18 protein-coding genes are annotated in these 24978 nt (G+C 74.0%); 5 read left to right on the forward strand and 13 right to left on the reverse strand.

The features are described from left to right. Positions 1–29 precede the first annotated feature (29 nt). From ACI78R_RS11525 to ACI78R_RS11535, 3 genes are all read left to right on the forward strand, one after another. Positions 30–1571, forward strand: a complete 1542-nt coding sequence (locus ACI78R_RS11525; RefSeq protein WP_457040821.1) for a hypothetical protein — start codon at positions 30–32, stop codon at positions 1569–1571. A 103-nt stretch (positions 1572–1674) separates the two neighbouring features. After that, positions 1675–2862 carry a UDP-galactopyranose mutase gene (gene glf / locus ACI78R_RS11530; protein WP_139253018.1) on the forward strand — a complete coding sequence of 396 codons (1188 nt, stop codon included), beginning with the start codon at positions 1675–1677 and terminating at the stop codon, positions 2860–2862. Between the two features lie 34 nt (positions 2863–2896). Then, positions 2897–4864: a glycosyltransferase gene (locus ACI78R_RS11535; RefSeq protein WP_457040822.1), complete on the forward strand. Its 1968-nt coding sequence runs from the start codon at positions 2897–2899 to the stop codon at positions 4862–4864. Between the two features lie 106 nt (positions 4865–4970). Here the strand turns inward: ACI78R_RS11535 and glfT1 are convergent, their stop codons facing one another. The 8 genes from glfT1 to rfbB form a co-directional block, all read right to left on the reverse strand. Further along, a complete protein-coding gene (glfT1, locus tag ACI78R_RS11540) occupies positions 4971–5882 on the reverse strand; it encodes a galactofuranosyltransferase GlfT1 (protein WP_457040823.1) in 912 nt (303 codons plus the stop codon). Beyond that, positions 5879–6643 carry a galactan export ABC transporter ATP-binding subunit Wzt/RfbE gene (gene wzt / locus ACI78R_RS11545; protein ID WP_245794688.1) on the reverse strand — a complete coding sequence of 255 codons (765 nt, stop codon included), beginning with the start codon at positions 6641–6643 and terminating at the stop codon, positions 5879–5881. The genes glfT1 and wzt overlap by 4 nt, the downstream gene beginning before the upstream one ends. 2 nt (positions 6644–6645) lie before the next feature. Next, the gene (gene wzm, locus ACI78R_RS11550) at positions 6646–7482 is read right to left on the reverse strand and encodes a galactan export ABC transporter permease subunit Wzm/RfbD (protein WP_073421972.1); all 837 of its coding nucleotides are present in this window, start codon (positions 7480–7482) and stop codon (positions 6646–6648) included. A gap of 76 nt (positions 7483–7558) precedes the next feature. Further along, positions 7559–10780, reverse strand: a complete 3222-nt coding sequence (locus ACI78R_RS11555; RefSeq protein ID WP_457040824.1) for a hypothetical protein — start codon at positions 10778–10780, stop codon at positions 7559–7561. Next, positions 10777–11310: a hypothetical protein gene (locus ACI78R_RS11560; protein WP_457040825.1), complete on the reverse strand. Its 534-nt coding sequence runs from the start codon at positions 11308–11310 to the stop codon at positions 10777–10779. The genes ACI78R_RS11555 and ACI78R_RS11560 overlap by 4 nt, the downstream gene beginning before the upstream one ends. Before the next feature lie 62 nt (positions 11311–11372). Further along, entirely contained in the window at positions 11373–14309 is a 2937-nt protein-coding gene (locus ACI78R_RS11565) for an N-acetylmuramoyl-L-alanine amidase (protein ID WP_457040826.1), read from the reverse strand. Between the two features lie 209 nt (positions 14310–14518). After that, on the reverse strand, positions 14519–15412 hold the full coding sequence (gene rfbD, locus ACI78R_RS11570; protein ID WP_457040827.1) for a dTDP-4-dehydrorhamnose reductase: 894 nt from the start codon (positions 15410–15412) through the stop codon (positions 14519–14521). Next, positions 15409–16407, reverse strand: coding sequence for a dTDP-glucose 4,6-dehydratase (gene rfbB / locus ACI78R_RS11575; protein WP_073421537.1), 999 nt, complete (start codon positions 16405–16407; stop codon positions 15409–15411). The genes rfbD and rfbB overlap by 4 nt, the downstream gene beginning before the upstream one ends. 184 nt (positions 16408–16591) lie before the next feature. Between rfbB and ACI78R_RS11580 the strand changes: the two genes are divergently transcribed. Beyond that, on the forward strand, positions 16592–18172 hold the full coding sequence (locus ACI78R_RS11580) for an LCP family protein (RefSeq protein ID WP_457040828.1): 1581 nt from the start codon (positions 16592–16594) through the stop codon (positions 18170–18172). Between the two features lie 61 nt (positions 18173–18233). Here ACI78R_RS11580 and ACI78R_RS11585 read toward each other — a convergent pair whose 3' ends face one another. The 5 genes from ACI78R_RS11585 to ACI78R_RS11605 all read right to left on the reverse strand — a co-directional run bounded on the left by ACI78R_RS11585 (position 18234) and on the right by ACI78R_RS11605 (position 22495). After that, on the reverse strand, positions 18234–18989 hold the full coding sequence (locus tag ACI78R_RS11585) for a decaprenylphospho-beta-D-erythro-pentofuranosid-2-ulose 2-reductase (protein ID WP_457040829.1): 756 nt from the start codon (positions 18987–18989) through the stop codon (positions 18234–18236). Beyond that, the gene (locus ACI78R_RS11590; RefSeq protein WP_073421534.1) at positions 18986–20350 is read right to left on the reverse strand and encodes an FAD-binding oxidoreductase; all 1365 of its coding nucleotides are present in this window, start codon (positions 20348–20350) and stop codon (positions 18986–18988) included. Before ACI78R_RS11590 ends, ACI78R_RS11585 begins: the two co-directional genes overlap by 4 nt. Continuing rightward, on the reverse strand, positions 20347–21342 hold the full coding sequence (locus ACI78R_RS11595; protein ID WP_083628804.1) for a decaprenyl-phosphate phosphoribosyltransferase: 996 nt from the start codon (positions 21340–21342) through the stop codon (positions 20347–20349). Before ACI78R_RS11595 ends, ACI78R_RS11590 begins: the two co-directional genes overlap by 4 nt. Further along, on the reverse strand, positions 21339–21881 hold the full coding sequence (locus ACI78R_RS11600) for a phosphatase PAP2 family protein (protein ID WP_457040830.1): 543 nt from the start codon (positions 21879–21881) through the stop codon (positions 21339–21341). Before ACI78R_RS11600 ends, ACI78R_RS11595 begins: the two co-directional genes overlap by 4 nt. A gap of 68 nt (positions 21882–21949) precedes the next feature. Then, positions 21950–22495 carry an SGNH/GDSL hydrolase family protein gene (locus tag ACI78R_RS11605; protein WP_457040831.1) on the reverse strand — a complete coding sequence of 182 codons (546 nt, stop codon included), beginning with the start codon at positions 22493–22495 and terminating at the stop codon, positions 21950–21952. Between the two features lie 319 nt (positions 22496–22814). Between ACI78R_RS11605 and ACI78R_RS11610 the strand changes: the two genes are divergently transcribed. Next, a complete protein-coding gene (locus ACI78R_RS11610) occupies positions 22815–24971 on the forward strand; it encodes an acyltransferase family protein (protein WP_457040832.1) in 2157 nt (718 codons plus the stop codon). Positions 24972–24978: the final 7 nt, after the last annotated feature.

Here is a 24978-nt window from a genome sequence, read left to right on the forward strand (position 1 = left end):
GGGCACGCGTGCGTCCCGAGGAGCTCTCCGTGCAGACGTCCGAGGCGGGAGCCTCGTCCGCGACAGCGCCCGCCCCGCTGCGGCGGCGGCGCACCGAACGGCCGGACCTGCTACTGGCCGGCGGGGCCGCCGTCGTCGCGGCGCTGTGCTTCCTGCTGGTCCGCGCCAGCCTCATCGACGACGCCTACATCACGCTGTCCTACGCGCGGAACCTCGCCGAGGAGTTCCACTGGGGGCTGACCCCGTTCCGCACGGCGAACAGCGCCACCTCGCCGCTGAACGTGCTGGTCCTCGGCCTGGCCGCCTTCGTGGTCCGCGACCCGGTGTGGGGCCTCGGCGTGGTGTTCGTCGTGCTGACCGCGCTGCAGGCGCTGGGCCTGGCCCGGCTGGCCCGGCGGCTGGACCTCTCCCGCGGCGCGGCGGTCGCGGCGACGGCGCTGCTGCTGCTGTCCCCGCTGTTCCTCGCGATCGTCGGCATGGAGATGACGCTGGCGCTCACGCTGGCGGTCTGGGCGACGGTGGCCGCGGCCGAGCGGCGGCCCGTCCTGTTCGGCGCGCTGGCCGCCCTGCTGGTGCTCACCCGCGTCGACCTCGCCGTCGTCCCGCTGGTGCTGCTGCTGGCCACCCCGGGGCTGCTGCGCCGCACGCACGTCGTCCTCGGCACGGCGCTGCTGGTGGCCGCGCCCTGGTACGTCTTCAGCTGGGTGGCCCTGGGCGCGCTGGTCCCCGACACGCTGGTCATCAAGACGGTGTCCACCGGCGCGTGGGGGCCGTGGGACTTCGCCAACGGCTGGCAGCTCTACCTGGAGCGCTACCCGGCGGCGACGGTCCTCGCCGCGATCCCGGCGCTGGCCGGCCTGCTGGCGCTCGTCGTCTGGCCCTTCGTGCGGCGCCGGGCCCGCTGGGCGGGTCTCGGCCCGGTCGTGGCGCTCGGCGCCGCCGGGGTGCTGCACGCCGTGGCCTACTCGCTGCTCGCCCCGCCGCCGTTCCACTGGTACTACGCGCCCTCGGTCGGCGCGCTGACCGTCACCGCGGCCTTCCTCGGCGCCGCGGCCGCCGGGCGCCGGCCGGCCCCCGCGGCCGACGGGTCCCCCGCCCCCGCGCGGCGCCGGCCCGTGGCGCTGCTGGCCGCGGCCGTGGCGGCCGCGCTGCTCCTGGTCGACGCCGCCTTCGCCCTGCAGCGCGGCGTGCCGTGGGAGATGACGCCGATCACCACCAACTGGGCCACCGCCGAGCAGTACCTGGCGATCGGCGAGGACCTGCGCGCCGAGGTGGGCGACGACGTCGTCCGCAGCCCCGGGGAGATCGGCACGCTGGCCTACGCGTGCCGGTGCGACATCGTCGACCCGTTCTCCGACCGCGGGACGCTGCTGCCGCAGATCGACCAGCGGCAGGAGGAGGCCGGCACGGTCATGCGGCTGCTGCTGCGGCTGAACTTCGCCAACCTCGACCGGCCGCCGGCGGCCGAGCCGGACCGGGCGCTGGTGTACGAGGGCGGGCGCCCCGACGGCGACTGGCCGGTGACCTCCGCGTGGCGCGGGTCGGGTTCGTTCTCCCTCGTGGCGCCCTGACCGTCACCCAGACCGGACGGGTTCGTCACATCCGTAACCGACGCCCCCGACACCACATCCGTCGACGTGGCTGCGGGCGACCTCCCGGGTACCGTCGGTCCCCGTGACCTCAGCGAGACCTGACCTCGTCGTCGTCGGCTCCGGCTTCTTCGGACTGACCGTTGCCGAACGGGTGGCCAGCCAGCTGGACAAGCGCGTGCTCGTCCTCGACCGACGTGACCACATCGGTGGCAACGCCTACTCCGAGCCCGAGCCCGAGACCGGCATCGAGATCCACCGGTACGGCGCCCACCTCTTCCACACGTCCAACGAGCGGGTCTGGCAGTACGTCAACCAGTTCACCGAGTTCACCGGCTACCAGCACAAGGTGTACTCGATCTACCAGGGGCAGACGTACTCGCTGCCGATGAACCTGGCCACCATCTGCCAGTACTTCGGCAAGAGCTTCTCCCCCGGCGAGGCCCGGGCCCTCGTGGCCGAGCAGGCCGGCGAGATCGACACCGCCGAGGCGAAGAACCTCGAGGAGAAGGCGATCTCGCTGATCGGGCGCCCCCTCTACGAGGCGTTCATCCGCGGGTACACGAAGAAGCAGTGGCAGACCGACCCGACCGAGCTGCCCGCCGCCGTCATCGCCCGCCTGCCGGTGCGGTACACGTTCGACAACCGGTACTTCAACGACACGTACGAGGGCCTCCCCAAGGACGGCTACACGGCGTGGCTGCAGAAGATGGCCGACCACCCGAACATCGAGGTCCGCCTCTCCACGGACTACTTCGACGTCCGCGACGAGCTGCCGGCCGACGTGCCGACGGTCTTCACCGGCCCGATCGACAAGTACTTCGACTACGAGGCCGGCGAGCTCGGCTGGCGCACGCTGGACTTCGAGACCGAGGTCCTGCCGATCGGCGACTTCCAGGGCACCTCGGTCATGAACTACGCCGACGAGGACGTGCCCTTCACCCGGATCCACGAGTTCCGGCACTTCCACCCCGAGCGGTCCTACCCCGAGGACAAGACGGTCGTCGTCCGCGAGTACTCGCGCTTCGCCGAGTCCGGCGACGAGCCGTACTACCCGATCAACACCCCCGAGGACCGCGCCAAGCTGGAGCGCTACCGGGAGCTGGCCAAGCAGGAGGCCGCGGAGAAGCGTGTGCTCTTCGGCGGCCGGCTGGGCACCTACAAGTACCTGGACATGCACATGGCGATCGGTTCGGCGCTGAGCATGTTCGACAACCGCATCCGGCCGTTCTTCGACGAGGGCGGCTCGCTCGACGGCCGCCTCGACGACTGACCGCTCCGACGTCGACACAGAGGACTACTCCCCCATGACGACCACCGCACCCCAGGTCGCCGACGCGCCGGTCAAGCCCGACGCCGTGAGCGAGCCGGCCGAGACCGACCTCACGCCGGACAAGGCCGTCACGCTCGTCCAGCGCGTCCTCATGCCGCGGCCGGCCGACCCGCTGAAGGTCCGCAGCCTCTACCTCGACGAGGAGAACGCGCCGGTCCGCGTGCGGCAGGACGGCCGCCACTCCGGCACGATCACCGCCGGCTCCGAGGTCTCCTTCGCCACCTACTTCAACGCCTTCCCGGCCAGCTACTGGCGGCGCTGGAGCGTGCTCGGCTCGATCGTGCTGCGGGTGACCGTCGCCGGCAGCTGCCGCATCGACGTCCACCGCTCCAAGGCCGACGGCGAGTCGATGCACGTCACCGGCGTCTCCCACGAGGGCGACGACGAGCGGACGCTCGAGTTCGAGCTCGACCTGGCACCGTTCATCGACGGCGGCTGGTACTGGTTCGACGTCACCGCCGACTCCGACACCGTCGTCCGCGAGGCCGGCTGGTACGCCCCGCAGGCGCCGGCCGAGGAGCCGCGGCTGGCCGTCGGCATCTGCACCTACAACCGCCCGGTCGACGCCCTGGCCGCCGCCCGCGCGCTGGTCGAGGACGCCGCGGTGCTCGACCGGCTCGCGCTGGTCACCATCGCCGACCAGGGCAACAACCACGTCAAGGACGCCGCCGGCTACGCCGAGGTCAAGGCGTCCCTGGGCGACCGGCTGCGCGTGGTCGAGCAGCCCAACCTCGGCGGCAGCGGCGGCTTCGCGCGCACCATGCACGAGGCCTTCACCCGCAGCGACGCCACGCACGTCGTGCTGCTCGACGACGACATCATGATCGAGCCCGACAGCCTGCTGCGGGCCCGCGCCTTCGCCGCCTACGCGAAGAGCCCGATGCTCGTCGGCGGGCAGATGCTGGCCCTGCAGAACCGCTCGATCCTGCACAGCATGGGCGAGATCGTCGACCGCGAGACGTTCTTCTGGACCAACGCGCCGAACACCGAGTACCACCACGACTTCGGCAAGGAGTCGCTGCGCGAGTCGCCGGACCTGCACCGGCGCATCGACGTCGACTACAACGGCTGGTGGATGTGCCTGATCCCCCGCGCCGTCACCGAGCGGATCGGCATGCCGCTGCCGGTGTTCATCAAGTGGGACGACGCCGAGTACGGCCTGCGCGCCTTCGCCGCCGGCTTCCCGACGGCGTCGCTGCCCGGCACGGCCATCTGGCACCTCTCCTGGGGTGACAAGGACGACGCCAGCGACTGGCAGGCGTACTTCCACATCCGCAACCGGCTGGTCGCCGCGGCGCTGCACTCGCCGCACAAGCACGGCGGCAAGCTGTTCCGCGAGATGCTCAAGGCCGACCTGCGGTTCCTGATCAACCTGCAGTACTCGACCGTCGAGCTGCACCACCTGGCCTACCGCGACTTCCTCGCCGGGCCGGAGGGGCTGTTCGGCGGCATGCCGCAGTCGGTGGTCCGGGCCCGCGAGGTGCGCGCGACGCACTCCGACGGCCAGGTGCTGCCCTCCTCGGCCGACCTGCCGCTGCCGTCCATGCCGACGGCGAAGGCGGTGCGCTTCCGCAAGATCCCGGTGTCGCCGGTGTCGATCGCGAAGACCCTGGTCAAGGGCCTGGTGCACAACGCCCGGCCGGTGGACGAGGCGAACCTGGAGACCCCGCAGCTGAACCTGGCGTTCCAGGACGCCCGCTGGTTCCTGCTCTCCCGGCTCGACAGCGCCACCGTGGGCACCGCCGACGGCCGCGGCGTCACCTTCCGCCGTCGCGACCCGGCCACGTTCCGCCGGCTGGCGGCGACGTCGGCGCGGTACCTGCGGCGGATGTCGGCGGAGTTCCCGGAGCTGCAGCGCCGCTACCAGGAGGCCGCGGGCGACCTGACCTCCATGGACAGCTGGAGCAGCGCCTTCGAGCAGTGGGGCTACGAGCGGGTGTAGTCCCCGGCACGACGACGAAGGGCCCCGACCGGAGATCCGGTCGGGGCCCTTCGTCCGTGCGGTGGCCCCGGCGTGCGGTGGCGCCGTCGTGCGGTGGCGCCGGGGGCTACGCGGGGCGGGTCAGCCGCTCCTGGCGGCCGGCGCGGGTGAGCCGGCGCCACTCCCTCCAGCCGGCCGGGTCGCGGCGGGAGACGAGGAAGAACCAGCCGAAGCGGACGGTCTCGAGCGGCCGCAGCCAGCGCATGCCGGGCTGGGCCATGAGGTAGCCGCGGTTGCGGTAGGTGAAGAACCGCTTGACCTCGTTGGCCGGGTACTGCGCCGACAGGCGCCCGCCGAGGATCGGCGCGAACTCCGTCGTCCCCTCGGGGTGCAGGTAGGCGGCCTGCGTGCAGGTGCCGAACGGCAGCCCGGCGCGCAGCAGCCGGCGGTGGATCTCGGTCTCGTCGCCGCGGAAGAACAGCCGGTAGTCGGGCACGCCGACGACGTCGAGCGCCTCGGCCCGGAACAGCGCCCCGTTGAACAGCGAGGCGTAGCTCGGCAGCAGGTCCAGGCCCGCGAAGTCGCTGCGGTGCCACCGCCAGCGCAGCCCGCGGCGCAGCGGGAAGGCCAGCCGGTCGGGGTCGGCCATGTCGGTGACCAGCGGGCTGACCTCGGCCAGCCCGTGCCGCCGCGCGGCGTCGAGCAGGGTGGCGAGCACGGTGCCGTCGGCGGGGCGGCCGTCGTCGTCGGCGCACCAGACCCAGTCAGCGCCCAGGGCGAGGGCGTGCAGCATCCCGTAGGCGAAGCCGCCGGCCCCGCCGAGGTTGCGCTCGCTGGGCAGGTGGGTGGCGGGCAGGCCGCTGGCGGCCACGACGTCGGCGGCCGACTCGTCCGGCCCGTTGTCGACGACGACGACGTGGTCGACCGGCCGGCTCTGCGCCGCCAGCGCCGCCAGGCTCTCGGCGAGCAGCTCGCGGCGGTGCCGGGTGACGACGACGGCGACGACGCGCTCGCCGGCGGCCGGGGCGGCCGCCGTCACGCCGGGAGGCCCTTGTAGGCCCGCAGCACGTCCTCGAGGGTGCCCTGCTGCTTGATCCGGCCGTGCTCCATCCAGATGGCGGTGTCGCACAGCTCGCGGAGGAACTCGTCGGAGTGCGAGGCGAAGACGAGCAGGCCCGAGCGCTCGACCAGGGACACCAGCCGCTGCTTGGACTTCTCGAGGAACGCCGCGTCGACGGCGCCGATGCCCTCGTCGAGCAGCAGGATCTCCGGGTCGATGCTGGTGACGACGCCCAGGGCGAGGCGCACCCGCATGCCGGTGGAGTAGGTGCGCAGCGGCATGTGCAGGAAGTCGCCGAGCTCGGTGAACTCGGCGATGTCGTCGACCCGCTCCTGCATCTGCTTGCGGGTCATCCCGAGGAACAGGCCGCGGATCATGATGTTCTCGAGGCCGGAGATCTCGGGGTCCATGCCGACGCCCAGGTCGAAGACCGGGGCCACGCGGCCGCGGACCTCGGCGATGCCGCGGGTGGGCTCGTAGATGCCCGACAGCAGCCGCAGCAGCGTGGACTTGCCGGCGCCGTTGTGGCCGACGAGGCCGACACGGGCGCCGTGCTCGAGGGAGACCGTGATGTCGCGCAGCGCCTCGATGACCGGCACCTTGCGGCTGCTGTCGACGTTGCCGCCGACCAGGCCGACGACGGTCTTCTTCAGCGACCGGCTCTTGGCGTCGAAGATCGGGAAGTCGACGCACGCGTCCTTGGTGACGATGCCGATCGGACTGTTCGGGCTCTCTGACACGCTCACACCCAGTAGGAGACGCGGGACCGGTAGCGGCGCAGGACGAGCATCGTCAGCGCCCAGCCGACCACGGTGATGACGAGGACGACGATCCAGTGCCGCCAGACCTGGTCCTGGCCCAGGAGCGGTCGGCGGATGATCTCCACGAAGTGCAGGAACGGGTTGAACTCCGCCAGCCGCGCCCGCTCGGCGATCGCCGGGTTGGGGCTGTTCACGAGCTCGTCGTAGATCCAGACGATCGGCGTCAGGAAGAACGCCAGCTGCACGATGCTCTGCGTGATCGGCAGGATGTCGCGGAAGCGGGCCGTGATCGTGCCGACCGCCAGGGCCACCCAGGCGCCGTTGAGCGCCAGCAGGACGAAGGCCGGGATCGCGTAGACGACCGTCCACTTCAGCGGCTGGGGGAAGACCACCAGCATCACGACGTAGACGAGCAGGTTGTGCGCGAAGAACAGGATCTGCCGCCACACCAGCCGGTACACGTGCACCGACAGCGGCGAGGGCAGGTGCTTGATGAGGCCCTCGTTCGCGATGAAGACCTCGGAGCCCTCGTTGATGCAGCCGCTGATGAAGTTCCAGACGACGAAGCCCACGAGGACGTGCGGGAGGAGCCGGGCCAGCTCGATGTCGAACAGGCCCGAGTACAGGATGCCCAGCGCGATGGCGGTGACCGCCATGCTGATCGTGATCCACACCGGTCCGAGGACGGATCGGCGGTAGCGCTGGCGGATGTCCTGCCAGCCGAGGTGGCCCCACAGTTGGCGCTGCCGCCACCCGTCCGACAGGTCGTCGACGGCCCTGCGCCAGCTGCGCACGCCGGGGGCGGCCGTCGCAGTCATGGCGACCACGCTACCTGTGGACGCAGATCGCCCCGGGGAGCGCAGTGCTGCCCCGGGGCGACCCGTCCGTCACATCTCAACGGGGTTGCACAGTCGCCTCACCCGTCGCGCCGTTCACCGTGATCGTGCCGTTCTGGAAGGTCTGCCGGGTGCCGCCGGCCACGGCCTGCGCGTCACCGGTCGGGTAGCCGAGGCGGCCCTGCTCCCAGCCGGTGGCCCCCCACGCGTCGAGCACCGCGCCGCGGACGACGCGCGTCCCGCCCGCCGGGCTGCTGTAGACCGCGCCGCCCTGGAAGTAGGCGTAGCGGCCCTGCCCGTCGGGGGTGACGGTGACGTCGGTCGTGGGGAAGCGGAGGACGCCGGTCTCCCAGCCGCCGCGGGCCCAGGCCTCGAGCACCGTGCCGTACAGGAAGTGGGCGCCGGTGGCCCGCGTCCGGTAGACCGACCCGGCCTCGAAGTGCTGGTACTCCCCCAGGCCGTCCGGCGTCGTCCGGACGTCGGCGACCGGGTAGCCCAGCGGGCCGCGCTCGAAGCCGCTCAGCGCCCAGGCGTCGCGGAACGCCGTCGGCAGGACCCGCGCACCGCCGGTGGCGGTCGAGTAGATCGAGCCGCCCTCGAAGTGCTGGTAGGTGGCCTTCCCGTCCGGGGTCCGCCCGGTGTCGGAGACCGGCACGCCGAGCGTCCCGGCCGGGCCGCCGGCCGCCTGGTAGGCGCCCGCCAGCGCGGCCTGCACGGCGAACCCGCGCCCGCCGGAGACGTAGACGGTGCCGCGCTCGAACGCCTGCGACGTCACGCCGCCGGCCGTCTGGGCCGCCCCGGTCGGGTAGCCGAGCGAGCCGCCCTCCCAGCCGCTGCGCGCCCACACCGCGACGACCGCCGTCGGCAGCACCTTGGGGCCGGTGGCGGTGACGTAGACCGACCCGCCCTGGAAGTGCTGGTAGGTGGCCTTCCCGTCCGGGGTCCGGCCGGTGGCCGACGTCGGCAGGCCGAGCGTGCCCGCCGGGCCGCCGGCCGCGTCGTAGGCGGCGACCATCGGCGTCGTGACCGCGCCGCTCCCGCTCGCGGTGGCGTAGACGACGCCGCCCTCGAAGCGCTGTGCGGTGACGTCCCCCGTCAGCTGTGCGGCGGCGACCGGGTAGCCCAGCGGGCCCCGCTCCCAGCCGCTGCGCCCCCAGGCGGTGATGACCGCAGCGGGGAGCACATGGGTGCCGGTGCCGGTCGCGTACAGCGAACCGCCGCGGAAGTGCTGGTAGCGCGCCCTGCCGTCCGGCGTCGTCCCGGTGGCCGAGGTGGGGACCCCGAGCGCCCCCGCGGGCCCGCCGGCCGCCTCGTACGCGGGCAGCAGCGCCGTCAGCACCGCGCCGCCCTCGGTTCCGTCGGCGACGACCCGGCCGCCCTCGAACGGCTGGGTGGTCACGCCGTCGGTGGTCTGCGCGGCTCCGGTCGGGAACCCGAGGTCGCCGTGCTCCCAGCGGGCGCGGGACCAGACGGCGACGACCGTCGAAGGCAGCGTCCACGTGCCGGACGAGGTGACGTAGACCGACCCGTCCTTGAAGTGAGCGTAGCTCGCCCGCCGGTCCGGGGTGGTGGCCACGTCGCTCGTGGGCAGCCCGAGCGCGCTGCGCTCCCAGCCGGCGGCGGCCCACGCGTCGTACACCTCACCGGACAGGACATGTGCTCCCGTCCCGGCCGACCAGTAGATCGAGCCCCGCTGGAGGTGCACGTACTGCGCGGCCCCGTCGGGGGTGGTCGCCTGGTCGCTGATCGGGTAACCCAGGGGGCCGTTCTCCCAGCCGCTCGCCGCCCACCTGGCGTACACCTCGCCGCGGATGACGCGGGCGCCGGTGGCCGACGTCGAGTAGATCGACCCGGACCGGAAGTGGGCGAAGGTCCCGACGCCGTCGGGCGTGGTGGCCACGTCACTCACGGGCAGGCCGATCGGGCTGTTCTCCCAGCCGCTCGCCGCCCACCGGTCGTAGACGGCGCCGGAGAGGACGTGCGCCCCCGTGGCCGCCGACCAGTAGATCGAGCCGCGCTGGAAGTGCACGTACTGGGCGGCGCCGTTCGGGGTCGTGGTCTGGTCGTTGATGGGGTAGCCGAGGGAGCCGAACTCGTAGCCCAGCGCCCCCCACTTGTCCCGGATCACGGCGGTGATGAAGTGCGCCCCCGTGGCCGGCGACCAGTAGAGCGAGCCGCCCTCGAAGGCCTGGAAGCACCCGCCACCGGCGAGCCCGCACAGGCCGTCGCCGACGGGGTAACCCACGGGGCCGCCCTCCCAGCGGTAGGAGGCCCACTTGTCGTTGACGGCGCCGAACCACACGACGCGCGCCCCGGTCGCCGGGGACCAGTAGATGGCGCCGTTCGTGTAATTCTGCATGCAGCCGCCGTTGCGCAGTCCGCAGACGACGTCTCCCCGGGTCGCGCCCAGCCGACCGGACGGCCCACCGGTCTCGGCGTACCGGGCGGTCACCTCGCTGGCACCGGGGACCTGCGTGGAGCCGAACCAGTTGGTGAACTGGAACCAGAAGTTGCGGTTGCCGTAGCTCGAGCAACCATCGCCTTGGTTGGGGTAGGCGGCCAACGACGCCGCGTTGGGCTGGTAGGGCGTGTAGTTGTACAGCCCCACGGTGGCCTGGTTCTCCAGCAGGACGCGGGCGCTGCCGCACGACGCGTTCGGGCTCCACTGGATGTTGACCGTGGCACCAACCGCTCGGCCGAGGTAGCCGGGGCGGGCGGCGTACCACTTGTAGCGCCAAGCGGACATGTACACCTGGTTGAAGAACCCGAAGTACTGCTCGTTGCAGGGTGCCGTGTCCGGGCAGGCGTAGCCCGTCGCCTTCTGGTACTGGCTGGCCGTGAGCCGGGTGCCGGTGACGAGGCTCTGCTCCTTCTGCAACAGCACGAGCAACACCCGCTGGCTGATCCCGCAGGCCTGGCCGACCTTGGCGATGATCGTCGCGGCGGTCTCCCCGGGGGCGCCGACGTACGTGCCGGGGCAGTTCGCGTCGGCGGGCCGCGTCCAGGTGTCCTGCCGGTAGTCCTTGAGGCAGGGCAGCCCCGCGGACCCGACGACGCAGTTCGGGTTCTTCTGGTTGAGGAACGTCTGCACCGCCGGGGCCGACATCGCGTTGCCGTCGAAGAACAGCTGGTCGCTGATGATGTTGCCCGGGCGGAACTGACTCGGATCCGCGGCCTCCTGGAGCCGCGGCGCCGAGGACGTGGTGAGGACGCCGGCCAGGACGGCCGCGCAGCAGGCGGCGGTGAGGAGGGCGACCAGGACCCGGCGGGCGCGGCTCACTCCGGCACCTCGACGTCGACCGCCGCCGATTCGCCGGACGTCGCGCCGGACTCGTACTGCAGGACGACCGACCAGGTGCCCGGACGGAGCTCGTCGCCGGGCAGCACCAGCCTGTCACAGACGGTGGTGGTGGCGTCGGCGACACCCTCGACGGTCGCCCGGACGGTGCTGCCGTCGCGCGACACCAGCAGTGTGCAGGTGCCGCCGTCCTCCACGACCGGACTGACGAAGCCTGCGGCGAAGAGCGCGGCCTCGGCCGGGTCCCAGTAGGCGTTCGAGATCGCGACGGTGGTCTCCTGGACCGGCGCATCGGTGGCCACCGGCTCGCTGTCCTCGTCCTCGACAGGCGCATCGGTGACCTCCGCGACCTCCTCGTCCGGGACGGACGGGCTCTCGGCGGCTGCACTCGTCGCCGACGTCGACGCGCCGGCCTCGCCCGTCCCCTCCCCCGACGAGCAGGCCGGGAGCGCGCAGACCGCGGCGAAAGCGACCGCCGCGAGGGTCCGGCGGGTCGTGGTGGAACGGGTCATGACGGTTCTCCTCCGCGCCCCGGCCGGGGCGCTCGTCGGCGGTTCGGGGGACGGCGAGCGGGTCAGCGGACGGTCACGGTCGCCGCGCCGGAGGCGGACACGGTGATCGTCCCGTGCTCGAACGAGGTGCGGGTGCCGCCGCCGGGCTGCGCGACGGTGTCCGAGGTGGGCCAGCCGAGGCGGCCCTGCTCCCAGCCGGTGCGGGCCCAGGCGTCGAGGACGGCGCCGCGCAGGACGCGGGTGCCGCCCACGGCGCTGCTGTAGACGGCTCCGCCCTGGAAGTAGGCGTAGCTGCCCTTGCGGTCCGGGGTGGTGGTGACGTCGGTGGTCGGGTAACGCAGGGCGCCTCGCTCGTAGCCCTGTGCGGCCCACGCCGCGAGGACGGCGCCGCGGAGGACGTGCGCCCCCGTCGCCCGGGTCCAGTAGACGGATCCGCCCTCGAAGTGCCCGTAGAGCCCCTGCGCGTCCGGGGTCGCCCTGCTGGGTGAGGTGGGGTAGCCCAGCGCCCCCTTCTCCCAGCCGGTGCGGGCCCAGAGGTCGTACACCGAGCTGCGCACGACGTGGGCCCCGGTGGCCTGGGTCCCGTAGACCGAGCCGTGCTGGAAGTGCTGGTAGCGGCCACGGCCGTCGGGCGCGGAGCCCGCGTCGGCGATCGGGTAGCCGAGCACGCCGGTCCCGCCGCCGACGGCGACTGCAGCCTCGAACTCGGCCGACACCGCATGGGCACCGGTGTCCGCGGTGGCGTAGACGGTGCCGCCCTCGAAGCGCTGCATGGTGACGCCGGCCGGCTGGGTGGCCGCGGTCCCGGCGGGCGGGGCGGTCGGGTAGCCGAGCGGGCCCCGCTCCCAGCCGCTACGGCCCCAGGCGGCGGCCACGTCGGTGCTCAGCACCGAGGTGCCGTGGTCGGCGGTCGCGTAGATCGACCCGCGCTGGAAGTGGGCGAAGGTGGCGCCGCCGTCCGGCGTCACCGCCGTGTCGGACACGGGCAGGCCGAGGGAGCTGTGCTCCCAGCCGCTCGCCGCCCACGCGGGGTAGATCCGCTCGTCGAGCCAGCGCGCGCCGGTGGCCTGCGACCAGTACACCGAGCCACGCTGGAAGTGCACGTACTGCGCTGCGCCGTTCGGGGTCGTCGTCCAGTCCGACACGGGGTAGCCCATGGGGCCGTTCTCCCAGCCCGACGCCGCCCAGCGGTCACGGACGGCCCCGCCGATGGTGTGCGCACCGGTGGCCTGGGACCAGTAGACCGAGCCGCCCTGGAAGTGCGCGAAACGACCGGCGCCGCCCGAGATCTCCGTGACGTCGGTCGTCGGCAGCCCGAGGCGGCCGTTCTCCCAGCCGGTGCGCCCCCACGCCTCGAGGACGGGGCCGGCGAGGACCCGGGCGCCGGTGGCCTGCGACCAGTAGACCGAGGCGTTCTGGAAGTGCACGTACTGGGCGCGGCCATTGGGCGTCGTCGTCCAGTCCGAGGTCGGGTAGCCGAGGCTGCCGTTCTCCCAGCCGAGGGAGGCCCAGCGGTCGCGGATGGCGCCACCGATCGTGCGCGCGCCGGTGGCCTGCGACCAGTAGATCGAGCCGTTCTGGAAGTGCTGGTAGAGGCCGCGGCCGTCGGGCGTGGCGGTCGTGTCGGTGGTCGGGTAGCCGAGGCTGCCGTTCTCCCAGCCGAGCGAGGCCCACTTGTCGCGGATCGGGCCGCGCAGGATGCGGGCGCCGGTGGCGCCGCTGGCGTAGATCGAGCCGTTGGCGTAGTGGGCGTAGGCGCCCCGGCCGTCGGGGGTGCGGGTCGGGGCGGTGGTCTGCGCGCCGAGCAGCGCCCGGGCGGCGGCGTCGGTGTCGTACCGCTGGGAGACCAGCGGCAGCGCGGAGCCGACCTGCGCGGCGACCTTGCCGCGGATCTCGGGGAGCTTGGCGTAGCCGTACCGGCCCGGGCAGGCGGTGCTGCCCGTATCCCGGTGGCCGAAGACCGTCGGCAGGGTCACCTTCGTACCGGCGGGGTACCGCGAGGTGCTGCCGCCGGAGGTCAGCTGGACCGTGCCGTTGGGGTTGACGTTGTAGAGCGAGAACTTCCAGGCGATGATGGCCGCCACCGCGTCGACCATCGGCTGCGTCGTGTCGACCACGTCGTAGTTGCCGATCATCGAGACGCCGAAGGTCCCGGTGTTGAAGCCGCCCGCGTGCGCGCCGACGACGGTGCTGGCCAGTCCGCCGTAGCGGCCCTCCCAGAGCCGGCCGTACTTGTCGACGATGACGTTGTAGCCGATGTCGCCCCAGCCCAGGCTCTTGGCGTGGTACCGGTACATCGTCCGCAGGATGTCCGGGACGTCCTCGGGGGCGTAGTTGTTGGAGCCCGCCGTGTGGTGCAGCGTGGCGGCCTTGATGGTGGGTGCGTACTCCGGCGCCCAGCTGCGGATGGTCTCGTCGGCGCCCCACTGCGCGCGGCTGTAGACGTCGGGCATCGCGAGCGCCGCGTCCGCGGTGTCCTGGATGTCCGGCGTCCCCGGCAGGGCGTCGGCCGGGCTCTCCGGCGAGCCGATCAGGTCGAGCTGGACGTCGGTCGGCGCGGCTCCGGAGACGGTGACGACCTCGACCTCGACGCCGGTGCTCGGGCCGGTCCACAGCGGGGCGGTGCCGGCCCGCTGCGCGGTGTCGGCGGTCGCGTCCGTGCCCACCGCGGCGTCCTCGACGCCGAGCTCGGTCCACTCACCCCAGGCGCCGGCGGCGTCCTGGACGCGCACCTGGGCGCGCACGTCGCGGACCGCCGGGTCGGCGGCCCAGGTGACGCCGACGAGGGAGAACTCGTCGACGCCGGTGCGGGTGACCGTCAGCGCCGGCGCGGTGTCGGGCACCCCGGCCACCGGCTCGGTCGTGCCCTCCTGCACCTCGGCCGCGGCCGCGGGCTCCTCGACCGAGCCGAGCGACACCTCCTCGGCCGAGGTCTCGACCGGCACCGCCTCGGGTCCCGGGTCGGCGTAGACGGGCAGCACCAGGAGGGTGCCGGTCATGGCGACGAAGGCGGCGGTTCCCGCGAGTAGGCGGCGCACGAGGGAGGACCTCCGGTGGGTCGTGGCGGCCGCGCCCCCAGGAGGGCGCATCTGTCCGCCACGAGCATCGGCACGGCACCGTCCGTCCTTGAGGCGACGCGCCAGAACCGGTGACGGGACGGGACCGTCCCGTCACCAACGGTCACAGCGGACCCACCCTTCCCCCGGGGTCAGACCCCCGCCGGCACCGCCAGCGCCCGGTGCAGCGCCTCCCGCCACAGCAGCGGCTCCGGCAGCCCGGCGGCCAGCCAGGGGCCGCCGTCGAGCACCGACCACGCCGGCCGCGGCGCCGGGCGCGGGAAGGCCGCGGTCGTCGTCGGCGAGACGAGGGCCGGGTCGGCGCCGAGCTCCTCGTAGACGGCGCGGGCGAGGCCGAACCAGCTGACCGCGCCCGCGTCAGTGCGGTGCAGCACCGGCGGTGCCGGCTCGTCCCGCTCCCCCAGCGCGACCAGCCCCGCCGCGAGGCCTGCGGCCCACGTGGGCGAGCCGACCTGGTCGTCGACGACCGACACCTCCGCCCCGGCCTCCGCGCGGCCGGCCATGGTCCGCACGAAGCTCGCGGAGTGCCGGCTGTAGACCCAGGCGGTGCGCACCACGGTGGCGTCGCCACCGGCCGCGGCGACCGCCCGCTCCCCCGCCGCCTTCGTCCGCCCGTACGCCGAGCGCGGGTCCAGCGGCGCGTCGACCGGGTAGGGCTCGGTGGCCGACCCGTCGAACACGTAGTCGGTGGACAGGTGCACCAGCCGCCCCGCGCCGGCCAGCTCCTCCGCCAGCCAGCCCGGCGCGTACCCGTTGACGACGAGCGCGGTGTCCTCGTCGGTCTCGGCGGCGTCGACGGCGGTGTAGGCGGCGGCGTTGAGCAGCACCGGCCGGCGGCCAACCGCGCGGGCGCCCGCCAGCCAGCCCCGCACGGTGGCGCGCACGCCGTCCTCGTCGGTGAGGTCGAGCCGGTCGCGGCCGAGGGCGGTGAGCTCGTCGCCGGACCGGGCGCCCAGGAGGGCGGTCAGCTCCCGGCCGAGCTGCCCGTGCGCGCCGGTGACGAGCCAGGCGGTCGGCGCGCTCACGCCCCGGCCCGCCAGGCCGCCGCCTTGAGCGGCTCCCACCAGGCGCGGTTGTCGCGGTACCACTGCACGGTCAGGGCGAGCCCCTCCTCGAAGGACATCCGCGGCGCGTAGCCGAGCTCCGCCGTCTTCGAGTAGTCGACCGAGTAGCGCAGGTCGTGGCCGCCGCCGCGCGGGTCGACGATGTGCTCGACGGAGCTCCAGTCGCGCCCCGTGGCCTCGAGCAGCTTCTCGGTGAGCTCGCGGTTGGACAGCTCCCGCCCGCCGCCGATGTTGTAGTACTCGCCGGGCCGGCCCTTCTCGAGGACCAGCTGGATGCCGCGGCAGTGGTCGTCGACGAACAGCCAGTCGCGCACGTTCGCGCCCTCGCCGTAGAGCGGCACCCGCTGCCCGTCGAGCAGGTTGGTGACGAACAGCGGGATGACCTTCTCGGGGAAGTGGTAGGGCCCGTAGTTGTTGCTGCAGCGGGTCACCGAAACGTCGAGGCCGTAGGTCCGCGCGTAGGCGCGGGCGATGAGGTCCCCGCCGGCCTTGGCCGCCGAGTACGGCGAGTTCGGCTCGAGGAGCGACTCCTCGGTCCAGGACCCCTCGTCGATCGAGCCGTAGACCTCGTCGGTCGAGACGTGCACGACCCGGCGGACGCCGTGGCGCAGCGAGGCCGCGAACACCTCCTGGGCGCCGAGCACGTTGGTGAGCACGAAGTCCGCCGCCCCGCCGCTGATGGACCGGTCGACGTGCGACTCGGCGGCGAAGTTGACGACGACGTCGTGCCCGGGCAGCGCGGCGTCGAGGTCGGCGGCGCGGCAGATGTCGCCCTGGACGAACCGGTAACGCGGCGAGTCGGCCACCGGCGCCAGGTTCGCGGGGTTGCCCGCGTAGGTCAGCTTGTCGAAGACGGTGACCTCGGCGTCCTCGTACCCGGCGTAGCCGCCGGTGAGCATGGTCCGGACGTAGTGGGAGCCGATGAACCCGGCTCCACCGGTGACGAGCACGCGCATGGGCGACATCCTCCTGTCGGGCGACACCGGGGGCATCATCCCGGCGTGTGACGTCCGTGGCGGATGGGGTCGTGCGCGACCAGACGGGCGGCCGGTGCCAGACGGGCGCGGGCGACGGCGAGACGGAGCGTTCCCCCGTGTCGCTCGCCGCCCGGCCGCACCGGCCGCACCTAACCTCGGTCGCGTGAGCCGAGACCGCAACGAGCAGGACGCGTCCTCGGGCCGGCCGCTCCCGGCGCGCCTCGACCCGCGCGCCGGCCGCCCGTCCCGTCCCCGCACCCGGGACGCCGCGGACGCCGCGCCCCGCGCCGCCCGGGACGAGCGCGGCCCCGACGCCCCGCGCGCCCCGCGCCGGCGCAACGGCCGCGCCGCGGCCGTCGCCCGCGGGGTGGCCGCCGTCCTGTCCGTCGTCCTGCTCGGCGCGAGCGGCTGGGGCTGGTACCTCGGCCGCGTGGCCGAGGCGACGGTGAACCGCACCGACGCCATCCCGTCGGCCGGCAACACCGAGGCCGGGGACGCCCCCGAGGCGATGAACCTGCTGCTGGTCGGCAACGACAGCCGCGCCGCCCTGACGCCCGAGCAGCTCGCCGAGCTCACCGCCGGCGCCGACTCCGGCATCAACACCGACACGATGATCCTGGTGCACATCCCGGCCGACGGGTCGCGCGCCTCGTTCGTCTCCTTCCCGCGCGACTCCTATGTGTCGATCCCGGGCTACGGCATGGACAAGCTCAACGCCGCCTACGCCTACGGCTACAGCGAGGTCGACGACGCCGCGCCCGAGGCCGACCGCCAGGCCGGCGGGGCCCAGCTGCTCGTGCAGACCATCAGCCAGCTGACCGGCCTGCAGATCGACCACTACGCCGAGGTCGACCTGCTCGGCTTCTTCAACCTGACCAGCGTGGTCGGCGGCGTGACCGTCAACCTCTGCGAGGCCGTCGACGACTCCGAGTACTCCGGCGCGGTCTTCCCCGCGGGCGAGCAGGTCATCGCCGGCGCGGACGCCCTCGAGTTCGTCCGCCAGCGGCACGGCCTGCCCCGCGGCGACCTCGACCGCATCGTCCGCCAGCAGGTCTTCATCGGCGGCGTGCTGCGCAAGATGCTGTCCGACGACGTGCTGCTCGACCTCGGCAAGCAGCGCCAGCTCGTCGAGGCCGCGTCGCAGTCGCTGACCATCGACCGCGACCTGGTGCTGCTCGACCTGGCCCAGCAGATGCAGTCGGTGACCGCCGACAGCATCGACTTCCAGACCGTGCCGATCGTCGGCGACGACCGCGACGATCAGGGCCGCTCCATCCTGCAGCTGCCCGACGAGGACGAGCTGCACGCGTTCTTCGCGGACCTGTCCGCCGAGCCCGAGGCACCCGCGGCCGAGGCCCCCGCGGCGCCGGTCACCGTCGCGCCGGCGCAGGTGACGGTGCAGGTCTACAACGGCTCGGGCACCCCCGGCCTGGCCGCCGAGGCCGCCTCCGCGCTGGAGACCGCCGGCTTCGTCGTCAGCTCGACCGGCAACGCCGACTCCAGCGACTACGACACGACGGTCATCCGCCACGCCGCGGGCGACGAGGCGCTGGCCACCACCCTCGCCGCGCAGATCCCCGGCGCCACCACCGAGGTCGCCGACGACGCGTCCACCGGCACGGTGCAGCTGGTCCTGGGCACCGACTTCAACGGGATCGGGCAGGCGACGACGCCGCCGGCGCCGTCGACCGCGACGCCCACCGAGGTGCCCCGCACCGCCGCCGACACCACCTGCATCAACTAGGTCCCCGACGACCGAGGGCCCCTCGCCCGCGCGGGAGAGGGGCCCTCGGTCGTCCCGCGCCTCAGATGGACAGGCGGCGGAAGAGCGGGCGCGGCAGGTGGCGCAGGCCGCTCATGACCACTCGGAAGGCACCGGGCACCCAGACGGTGTGCCGCCCGGAGCGCACGCCGTCGACGATCGCCTCGGCCACGGCCTCGGGCGTGGTGGCCAGCGGCGCCTCGGGCAGCCCCTCGGTCATCCTCGAGCGGACGAAGCCGGGCCGGACGACGAGCACCGAGACCCCGCTGCCGTGCAGGGCGTCGCCGAGGCCGGAGAAGAAGGCGTCCATGCCGGCCTTCGTCGAGCCGTAGACGTAGTTGGAGCGCCGGGCCCGCTCCCCCGCGACGGAGGACAGCGCGACGATCACGCCGTGCCCCTGCCGGCGCATGTGCGCGGCCAGCGCGGTGCCGACGGCCACCGGCGCCTCGTAGTTGACGCGGGCCAGGCGGGCCGCGGCCACCGGGTCGTCGGCCAGCGCCTCCTGGTCACCGAGCTGGCCGACCGCGACGACGGCGACGTCGACGTCCCCGCCCGCGGCCGCGGCGGCCACCAGGCCCGCGGGGTCGTCGAGGTGCTCGGCGTCGAAGGTCAGCACCTCGACGGTGGCGCCGAGGCCGGTGAGCTCCTCGGCGACGGCGGCGCGCCGGGGGCTGTCGCGGGCGGCGAGGACCACCCGCAGCGGCCGCTCCTGCAGGTAGCGGCGGGCGGTGGCGACCGCGATGTCGGACGTGCCGCCCAACAGCAGGAGGGAGCCGACGGAACCGAGCGCGTCGATCACAGGGACAGCCTCCTGGCCAGGTCGGACGTGAAGACCCCGTCGGGGTCGACCCGCGCGCGGACGGCGCGGAAGCGGTCGAGGTCGGGGTACATGCCGGCGAAGACCTCCGGCCGGACGCGGGCGTCCTTGGCCAGGTAGATCCGGCCGCCGGCGGCGACCACGAGCTCGTCGAGGTCGTCGAGCAGCCGGGCGAGGCCGGGGACGACCGGGATGTCCAGCGCCAGCGTCCAGCCGGGCGCCGGGAAGGACAGGAAGCCGGGGTCGCCCTCGCCGAAGCGCTTGAGGACGGCGAGGAACGACGCCGTGCCCGAGCCGGAGATCCGCTCGAGCGCGGCGCGCAGGGCGTCCTCCTGCCCGAACGGCACGAGGAACTGGTACTGCACGAACCCGCCGGGGCCGTAGACGCGGTTCCACTCCCCCACGCCGTCGAGCGGGTGAAAGAAGGTGGGGATGGTCTGCAGCTGGTCCCGCTTGCGCTGCGGCGCCTTGCGGTACCAGAGCTCGTTGAACGCCGAGACCGTCAGCCGGTTGAGCAGGCCGCCCGGGATCACCGGCGGCACCGAGAGCAGCACGTCGCCGCGGTAGCGCAGCGGGTCGCGCTGCGCACGGGCCGGCAGCTCGTCGCGGCGGGCGAACCGGCCGCGGGTGAGCACCGAGCGGCCCATCCGCCGGCCGCGGGCCACGCAGTCGATCCAGGCCACCGAGTAGTCGTAGTGGTGGTCGGTGGTGGTGAGCAGGTCCAGCAGCGAGTCGAGGTCGGGCGTGCGGTCGGTGTCGACCACGCAGCGGGCGGTCTCGATCGGCTTCATCCGCACCCGGGCCCGGACGATGACGCCGGTCAGGCCCATGCCGCCGACCGTGGCCCAGAACAGGTCCGGGTCGGTGTCCGGGCCGATCCGCCGCTCCTGCCCGTCGGCGGTGACCAGGTCCAGCCAGGCGACGTGCGCGCCGAAGCTGCCGACGCGGTGGTGGTTCTTGCCGTGGATGTCGGCGGCGATCGCCCCGCCGACGGTCACGTAGCGGGTGCCGGCGGTGACCGGGACGAACCAGCCCAGCGGCACGAACAGCTGCATGAGCCGGTCGAGGGAGGCGCCGGCCTCGACGTCGAGCTCACCGGTGACCAGGTCGGCGGCGAGCACGCGGTCGAGGCCGGTGAGGTCGAGGACGGCGCCGCCGGCGTTCTGCGCGGCGTCGCCGTAGCTGCGGGCCAGGCCGCGGGCGAGCACGCCGCGCGGGCCGGAGCCGCCGACCACCGCGGCGACGTCGTCGACCGAGCGGACCGGGGTGACGCTGGCCCGGGTGGGGGCCGTGCGCCCCCAGCCGGTCAGCTGCTCCTCGCGCGCGGGCAGCGTGGCGGTCACAGGAACACCCCCAGGCCGAGGGTGGCCACCCACACGGTGCCGATGAGCAGCAGGACCTTGTCGTTCAGGACGACCTCCTCCGGCGCGCCGGCGGCGCCGCGGTCGAGGTCCACTGCGTGCCGCAGCAGACCGAGGACGAAGGGCGCGATCGAGATGGTCGACCAGGGGATGCCGTCCTGGGTGCGGCCGATCTCGAAGGCCCACAGGCTGTAGACGGTGACCGTGACGCCGGCCGACATGCTCCACACGAAGCGCAGGTAGCTGGCCGAGTACTCGCGCAGCGACTTGCGGGTGGCGGCCTCCTCGCCGAGGACGACCAGCTCGGAGTACCGCTTGCCGGCGACCATGAACAGCGACCCGAACGCGGCCACGAGCAGGAACCACTGCGAGATGGCGATGCCCGCCGCGACACCGCCGGCGACCGTGCGCAGCAGGAAGCCCGAGGCGACGATCGCCAGGTCGATGACCGGCTGGTGCTTGAGCCACAGGCAGTAGCCGAGCTGGATGACGACGTACACGCCGAGCACCCAGCCCAGGGCCGGGCGCGCGAACAGCGAGCCGAGCACCAGCGCCCCGGCGAACAGCACGATCGCCAGCCCGAGCGCCAGGCCCCGCGGGACGATGCCGGCGGCGATCGGCCGGAAGCGCTTCTTCGGGTGGCGGCGGTCCTCCTCGACGTCGACGACGTCGTTGACCAGGTAGATGCCGGCGGACACGGCGCAGAACAGGACGAGCGCGAGCAGCGTGGCCCGGGCGACGTCCTGCTCGAACAGCCGCCCGGCCGCGGCCGGCGCGGCGAGGACGAGCACGTTCTTGACCCACTGCCGCGGGCGGACCGCGCGCACCAGGCCGACCGCCAGCGACCCGCGGGCGCCGGGCGGGCGGGGCGGGAGCTCACCGGGCGGCGGGAGGGCGGCGTCGGCGGTGGCGCCGCGGGGCGCCGGCACCTCGGCCTCGCGCTCGGCCCGCCGTGCCTCGGGTCCGCTGGTCATCGGTCCTCCCCTGGGATCGCGGCGCGACGGACGCCGGAGGCCACCGCCGTACCCAGAACGGCGCCGGCGACGACGTCGGTGGGCCAGTGCACACCGAGCAGCACGCGGGACACCGCCATCGCGCCGAGGGCGGCGGTCATCACCGGCCGCCCGACGAGCGGGCCGAAGCCGGCGGCGGCCGCGGCGGTCAAGGCGGCGTGCGCGCTCGGGAACGACAGCGTGCTGGGGGTGCGCACCAGCGAGGGCACCGCCTCGAGCACCGGGCGGGACCGGCGGGCGGCCCGCTTGACGCCGACCGCGGCGCCGTGGGCCAGCAGCACGCCGAGCGTCGCCGTCGCCCAGTCGCGGCGGTCGCGGCCGCGCAGCCAGCCGGCGGCACCGAGCAGCAGCCAGCCGGCCGCGTGCTCACCGAACAGCGACAGCCCGCGCGCCACCGGCACCGCCGGCGTGCGCCCGAGCGCCCGCCGGGTGGCGCCGAGGAGTGCCACCTCACCCCGGGCCAGTGCCGCCCGGGTCGTCCCCACCTGTCCCGAGCCCATGTGTCCCGAGCGTAGGCGTTCACGCAGAGCCCCCGCCCGGTCACGAAAGGCGCTCACCCGACCGGGGATCAAGCCCCCGCGGCCTCCAGGACGGCCTCCCGCAGGGCCGCCCCGATGACCGCCGCACCCTCCTCCGAGGGGTGCAGGCCGTCGGTGGCCATGCCGGAGGCGAAGCGGTCCCCCGACCGAACGCCCGCCGCGGAGTCCGCGAACAGCCAGCCCTCGTCCTCGGCCAGGTCCTCGAGCGCCCGGTTGGTGGCCGCCGCCACGCCCGGGTCGGCGTCGCGCGGCGGGACGGAGGACAGCACGACGGAGTCGACGCCGACCACGTCGGCGATGTCCCGGAGGTGCTGTGCCGTCTGCCCCTCCGACAGTCCCGCGCCGGGGTCGTTCGTACCGGCCAGGAGCACGAGGACGTCGGCGTCGACCGCCGTCGCCGCGTCCAGCATGTCCGCCGTCGTCGCGCCGGCCCGTGCCCACCCGCCGGCGAACACGACGTCGCCGCCGACCGCGGTCGACAACCATGAACCCCGGCCCAGGACGCCGGCGGGCACGTCGCCGTCGGCCTGGGTGATGGAGTCCCCGACCGCGGCCAGGCGCACCGACCGGGTCACGGGTGCGGGGTTCCCGGCCGCGGTCGCCGGCCCTGCCGGTGAGGTGCCACGACCGGCCGGGGACGTGCATGCTGCGAGGAGCAGCACGGCCACGGCGGCCACCGCGACCGCGGTTCCGGGACAGCTGTGACGGGGGATGCGCGACACCTCTCAAGTGTCGCTGACGGGCGCGTCGGACCGGTTCCTCTCAGTACTCGTTTCGTTACATTCGGTCCGTCGGTCGCCGGTGTCGCCGACCTGGGCCGAACGGGTGGGCGCGCGTGCGCCGCCGGATGCAGGAGAGAGCAGCGTGTCTGGTCGACTGGGGACGATGGAACCGATGACGACGGGCGGTCCGGTCCCGGCACCGTCGGCGGACGCCCCGCCCGGCGCCACCTCCCACCCGCCGGCCCCACCGGAGAGGCAGTCCGGCCTCCGGGTCGAGATCCAGGCCCTGCGCGCGCTGGCGATGTCGCTGGTCGTCCTCTACCACGTCGTCCCGCTCCGGGTGCCCGGCGGTTACGTCGGCGTCGACGTGTTCTTCGTCGTCTCCGGCTTCCTCATCACCGCGCACCTGCTGCGCGAGGTCGAGCGCACCGGGCGGGTCCGGCTCGGCCGGTTCTGGGCCCGCCGGGCCCGCCGGCTGCTGCCGGCGTCGCTGCTCGTGCTCGTGGCCAGTGCCGTCGCCACCGTGGTGTGGGTGCCGCAGACGTACTGGCAGGGCTGGCTGCGCGAGATCGGCGCGTCGGCGCTGTACGTCGAGAACTGGCTGCTCGCCGGCGACGCCGTCGACTACCTGGCGCACACCAACGCCGCCTCGCCGGCGCAGCACTACTGGTCGCTGTCGACCGAGGAGCAGTTCTACCTCGTCTGGCCGCTGCTGGTCGTCGCGGCTGCCTGGGTGGCCGTCCGGTCCGGGATGCACCGCCGCCTCGCCGTCGGCGTGCTCTTCGGCGCGCTGACCGCGGGCTCGTTCCTGTACTCGCTCGCGACGACGGCCTCGAGCCCGCCCGACGCGTACTTCACCACCCCGGCCCGCGCCTGGGAGTTCGGCCTCGGCGGGCTCCTGGCGCTCCTGGCCGCCACGCCGCCGGAGGGGCGCGAGACGCTGCGGACGCTGGTCTCCTGGGCCGGCTTCGGCGCCATCGCCTGGTCGGCGTTCGCCTTCACCGCGCTCACCCCGTTCCCCGGCACCGCCGCGCTGGTCCCGGTGCTGGGCACGGTCGCCGTCATCTGGGCCGGCTCCCCGCGCTGGGACTGGAGCCCCACGCGGCTGGCCGACTTCGGACCGGTGCGCTTCCTCGGCGACGTCTCCTACTCGGCCTACCTGTGGCACTGGCCCCTCGTCGTCGTCGCGCCCTTCGCTCTGGGCCACGAGATGGGCACGACGGCGAAGATCGCCGTCCTGGTGGCGACGGTCGGGCTGGCCTGGGCCACCAAGGTCTGGGTCGAGGACCCGGTGCGCACCGGCACGCCGCTCGCCCGCCGCGGCGACGGCGCGACCTTCCTCGCGACCGCCGTGGCCACGGCGCTGGTGGTCGCAATGTCGGCCGGCGGGTGGCTCGTCGTCCAGCACCGGGTCGACGAGGCCCGGGCGGCGGCCGCGCAGTTCGCGGCGGGCGGCGACCCCTGCTTCGGGGCCGGCGCCATGGACGCCGACCGCGGCTGCGGTGATCCCTTCGCCTGGGCCGGCACCGTCGACACCACCTTCGCCAAGTCCGACCGCTCGGCCGGGATGGACTGCCTGCAGGACGGCTCGAACACCGAGGTCCGGACCTGTCGCTTCGGCAGCGAGGACCCGGTGGAGACGGTCGCCCTCTTCGGCGACTCGCACACCGCGAGCATGTACGAGGCACTCGAGCAGGTGGCCGAGGACCGCGACTGGGCCGTCATCACGTACCTGAAGGCCGGCTGCCCCCTCTTCGGCGAGGGTCACCTCCTGGGGGCGAACATGCCGCTCGAGGAGCCTCCCGCCTGTGCCGCGTGGCAGGAGGACGCGCTGTCGCAGGTGGCGGCGGACCCGGAGATCACGCGTGTCTTCACGAGCTACCGGTCCGACGTCTACAAGTGGGTCGACGAGTCGGGGGCCCTGCTCGACGAATTCCCCCAGGCCGAGGTGCAGGCGCCGCTGCACCGGCTCGCGGACGCGGGCAAGCAGGTGCACGTGCTGCGGGCCGTGCCGACGACCAATGGCGTCCGGACCGGTGCCGAGCTGGTCAACCTCGAGGTCAGCGCTCCCGACTGCATCGCCGCCGCAGGGACGGTCGACGACCCGTGCGCCGGCCCCCGGGACGTGCGGCTCACCCCGGATCGGCTCGCCGAGGCCGCCGCCGCGATGCATGACGACCGGGTGTCCGTGCTCGACCTGACCGATGCCTTCTGCGACGAGCGGGCCTGTCACGAGCTGATCGGCGGGGTCGTGGTCTACTTCGACGGCAGCCACCTGACGGCCACGTTCTCGCGGTCGCTGGGGCAGTTCGTCGCCGCCCGCATCTGACCATCCG

The sequence above is a fragment of the Geodermatophilus sp. SYSU D01106 genome, assembly GCF_054049995.1.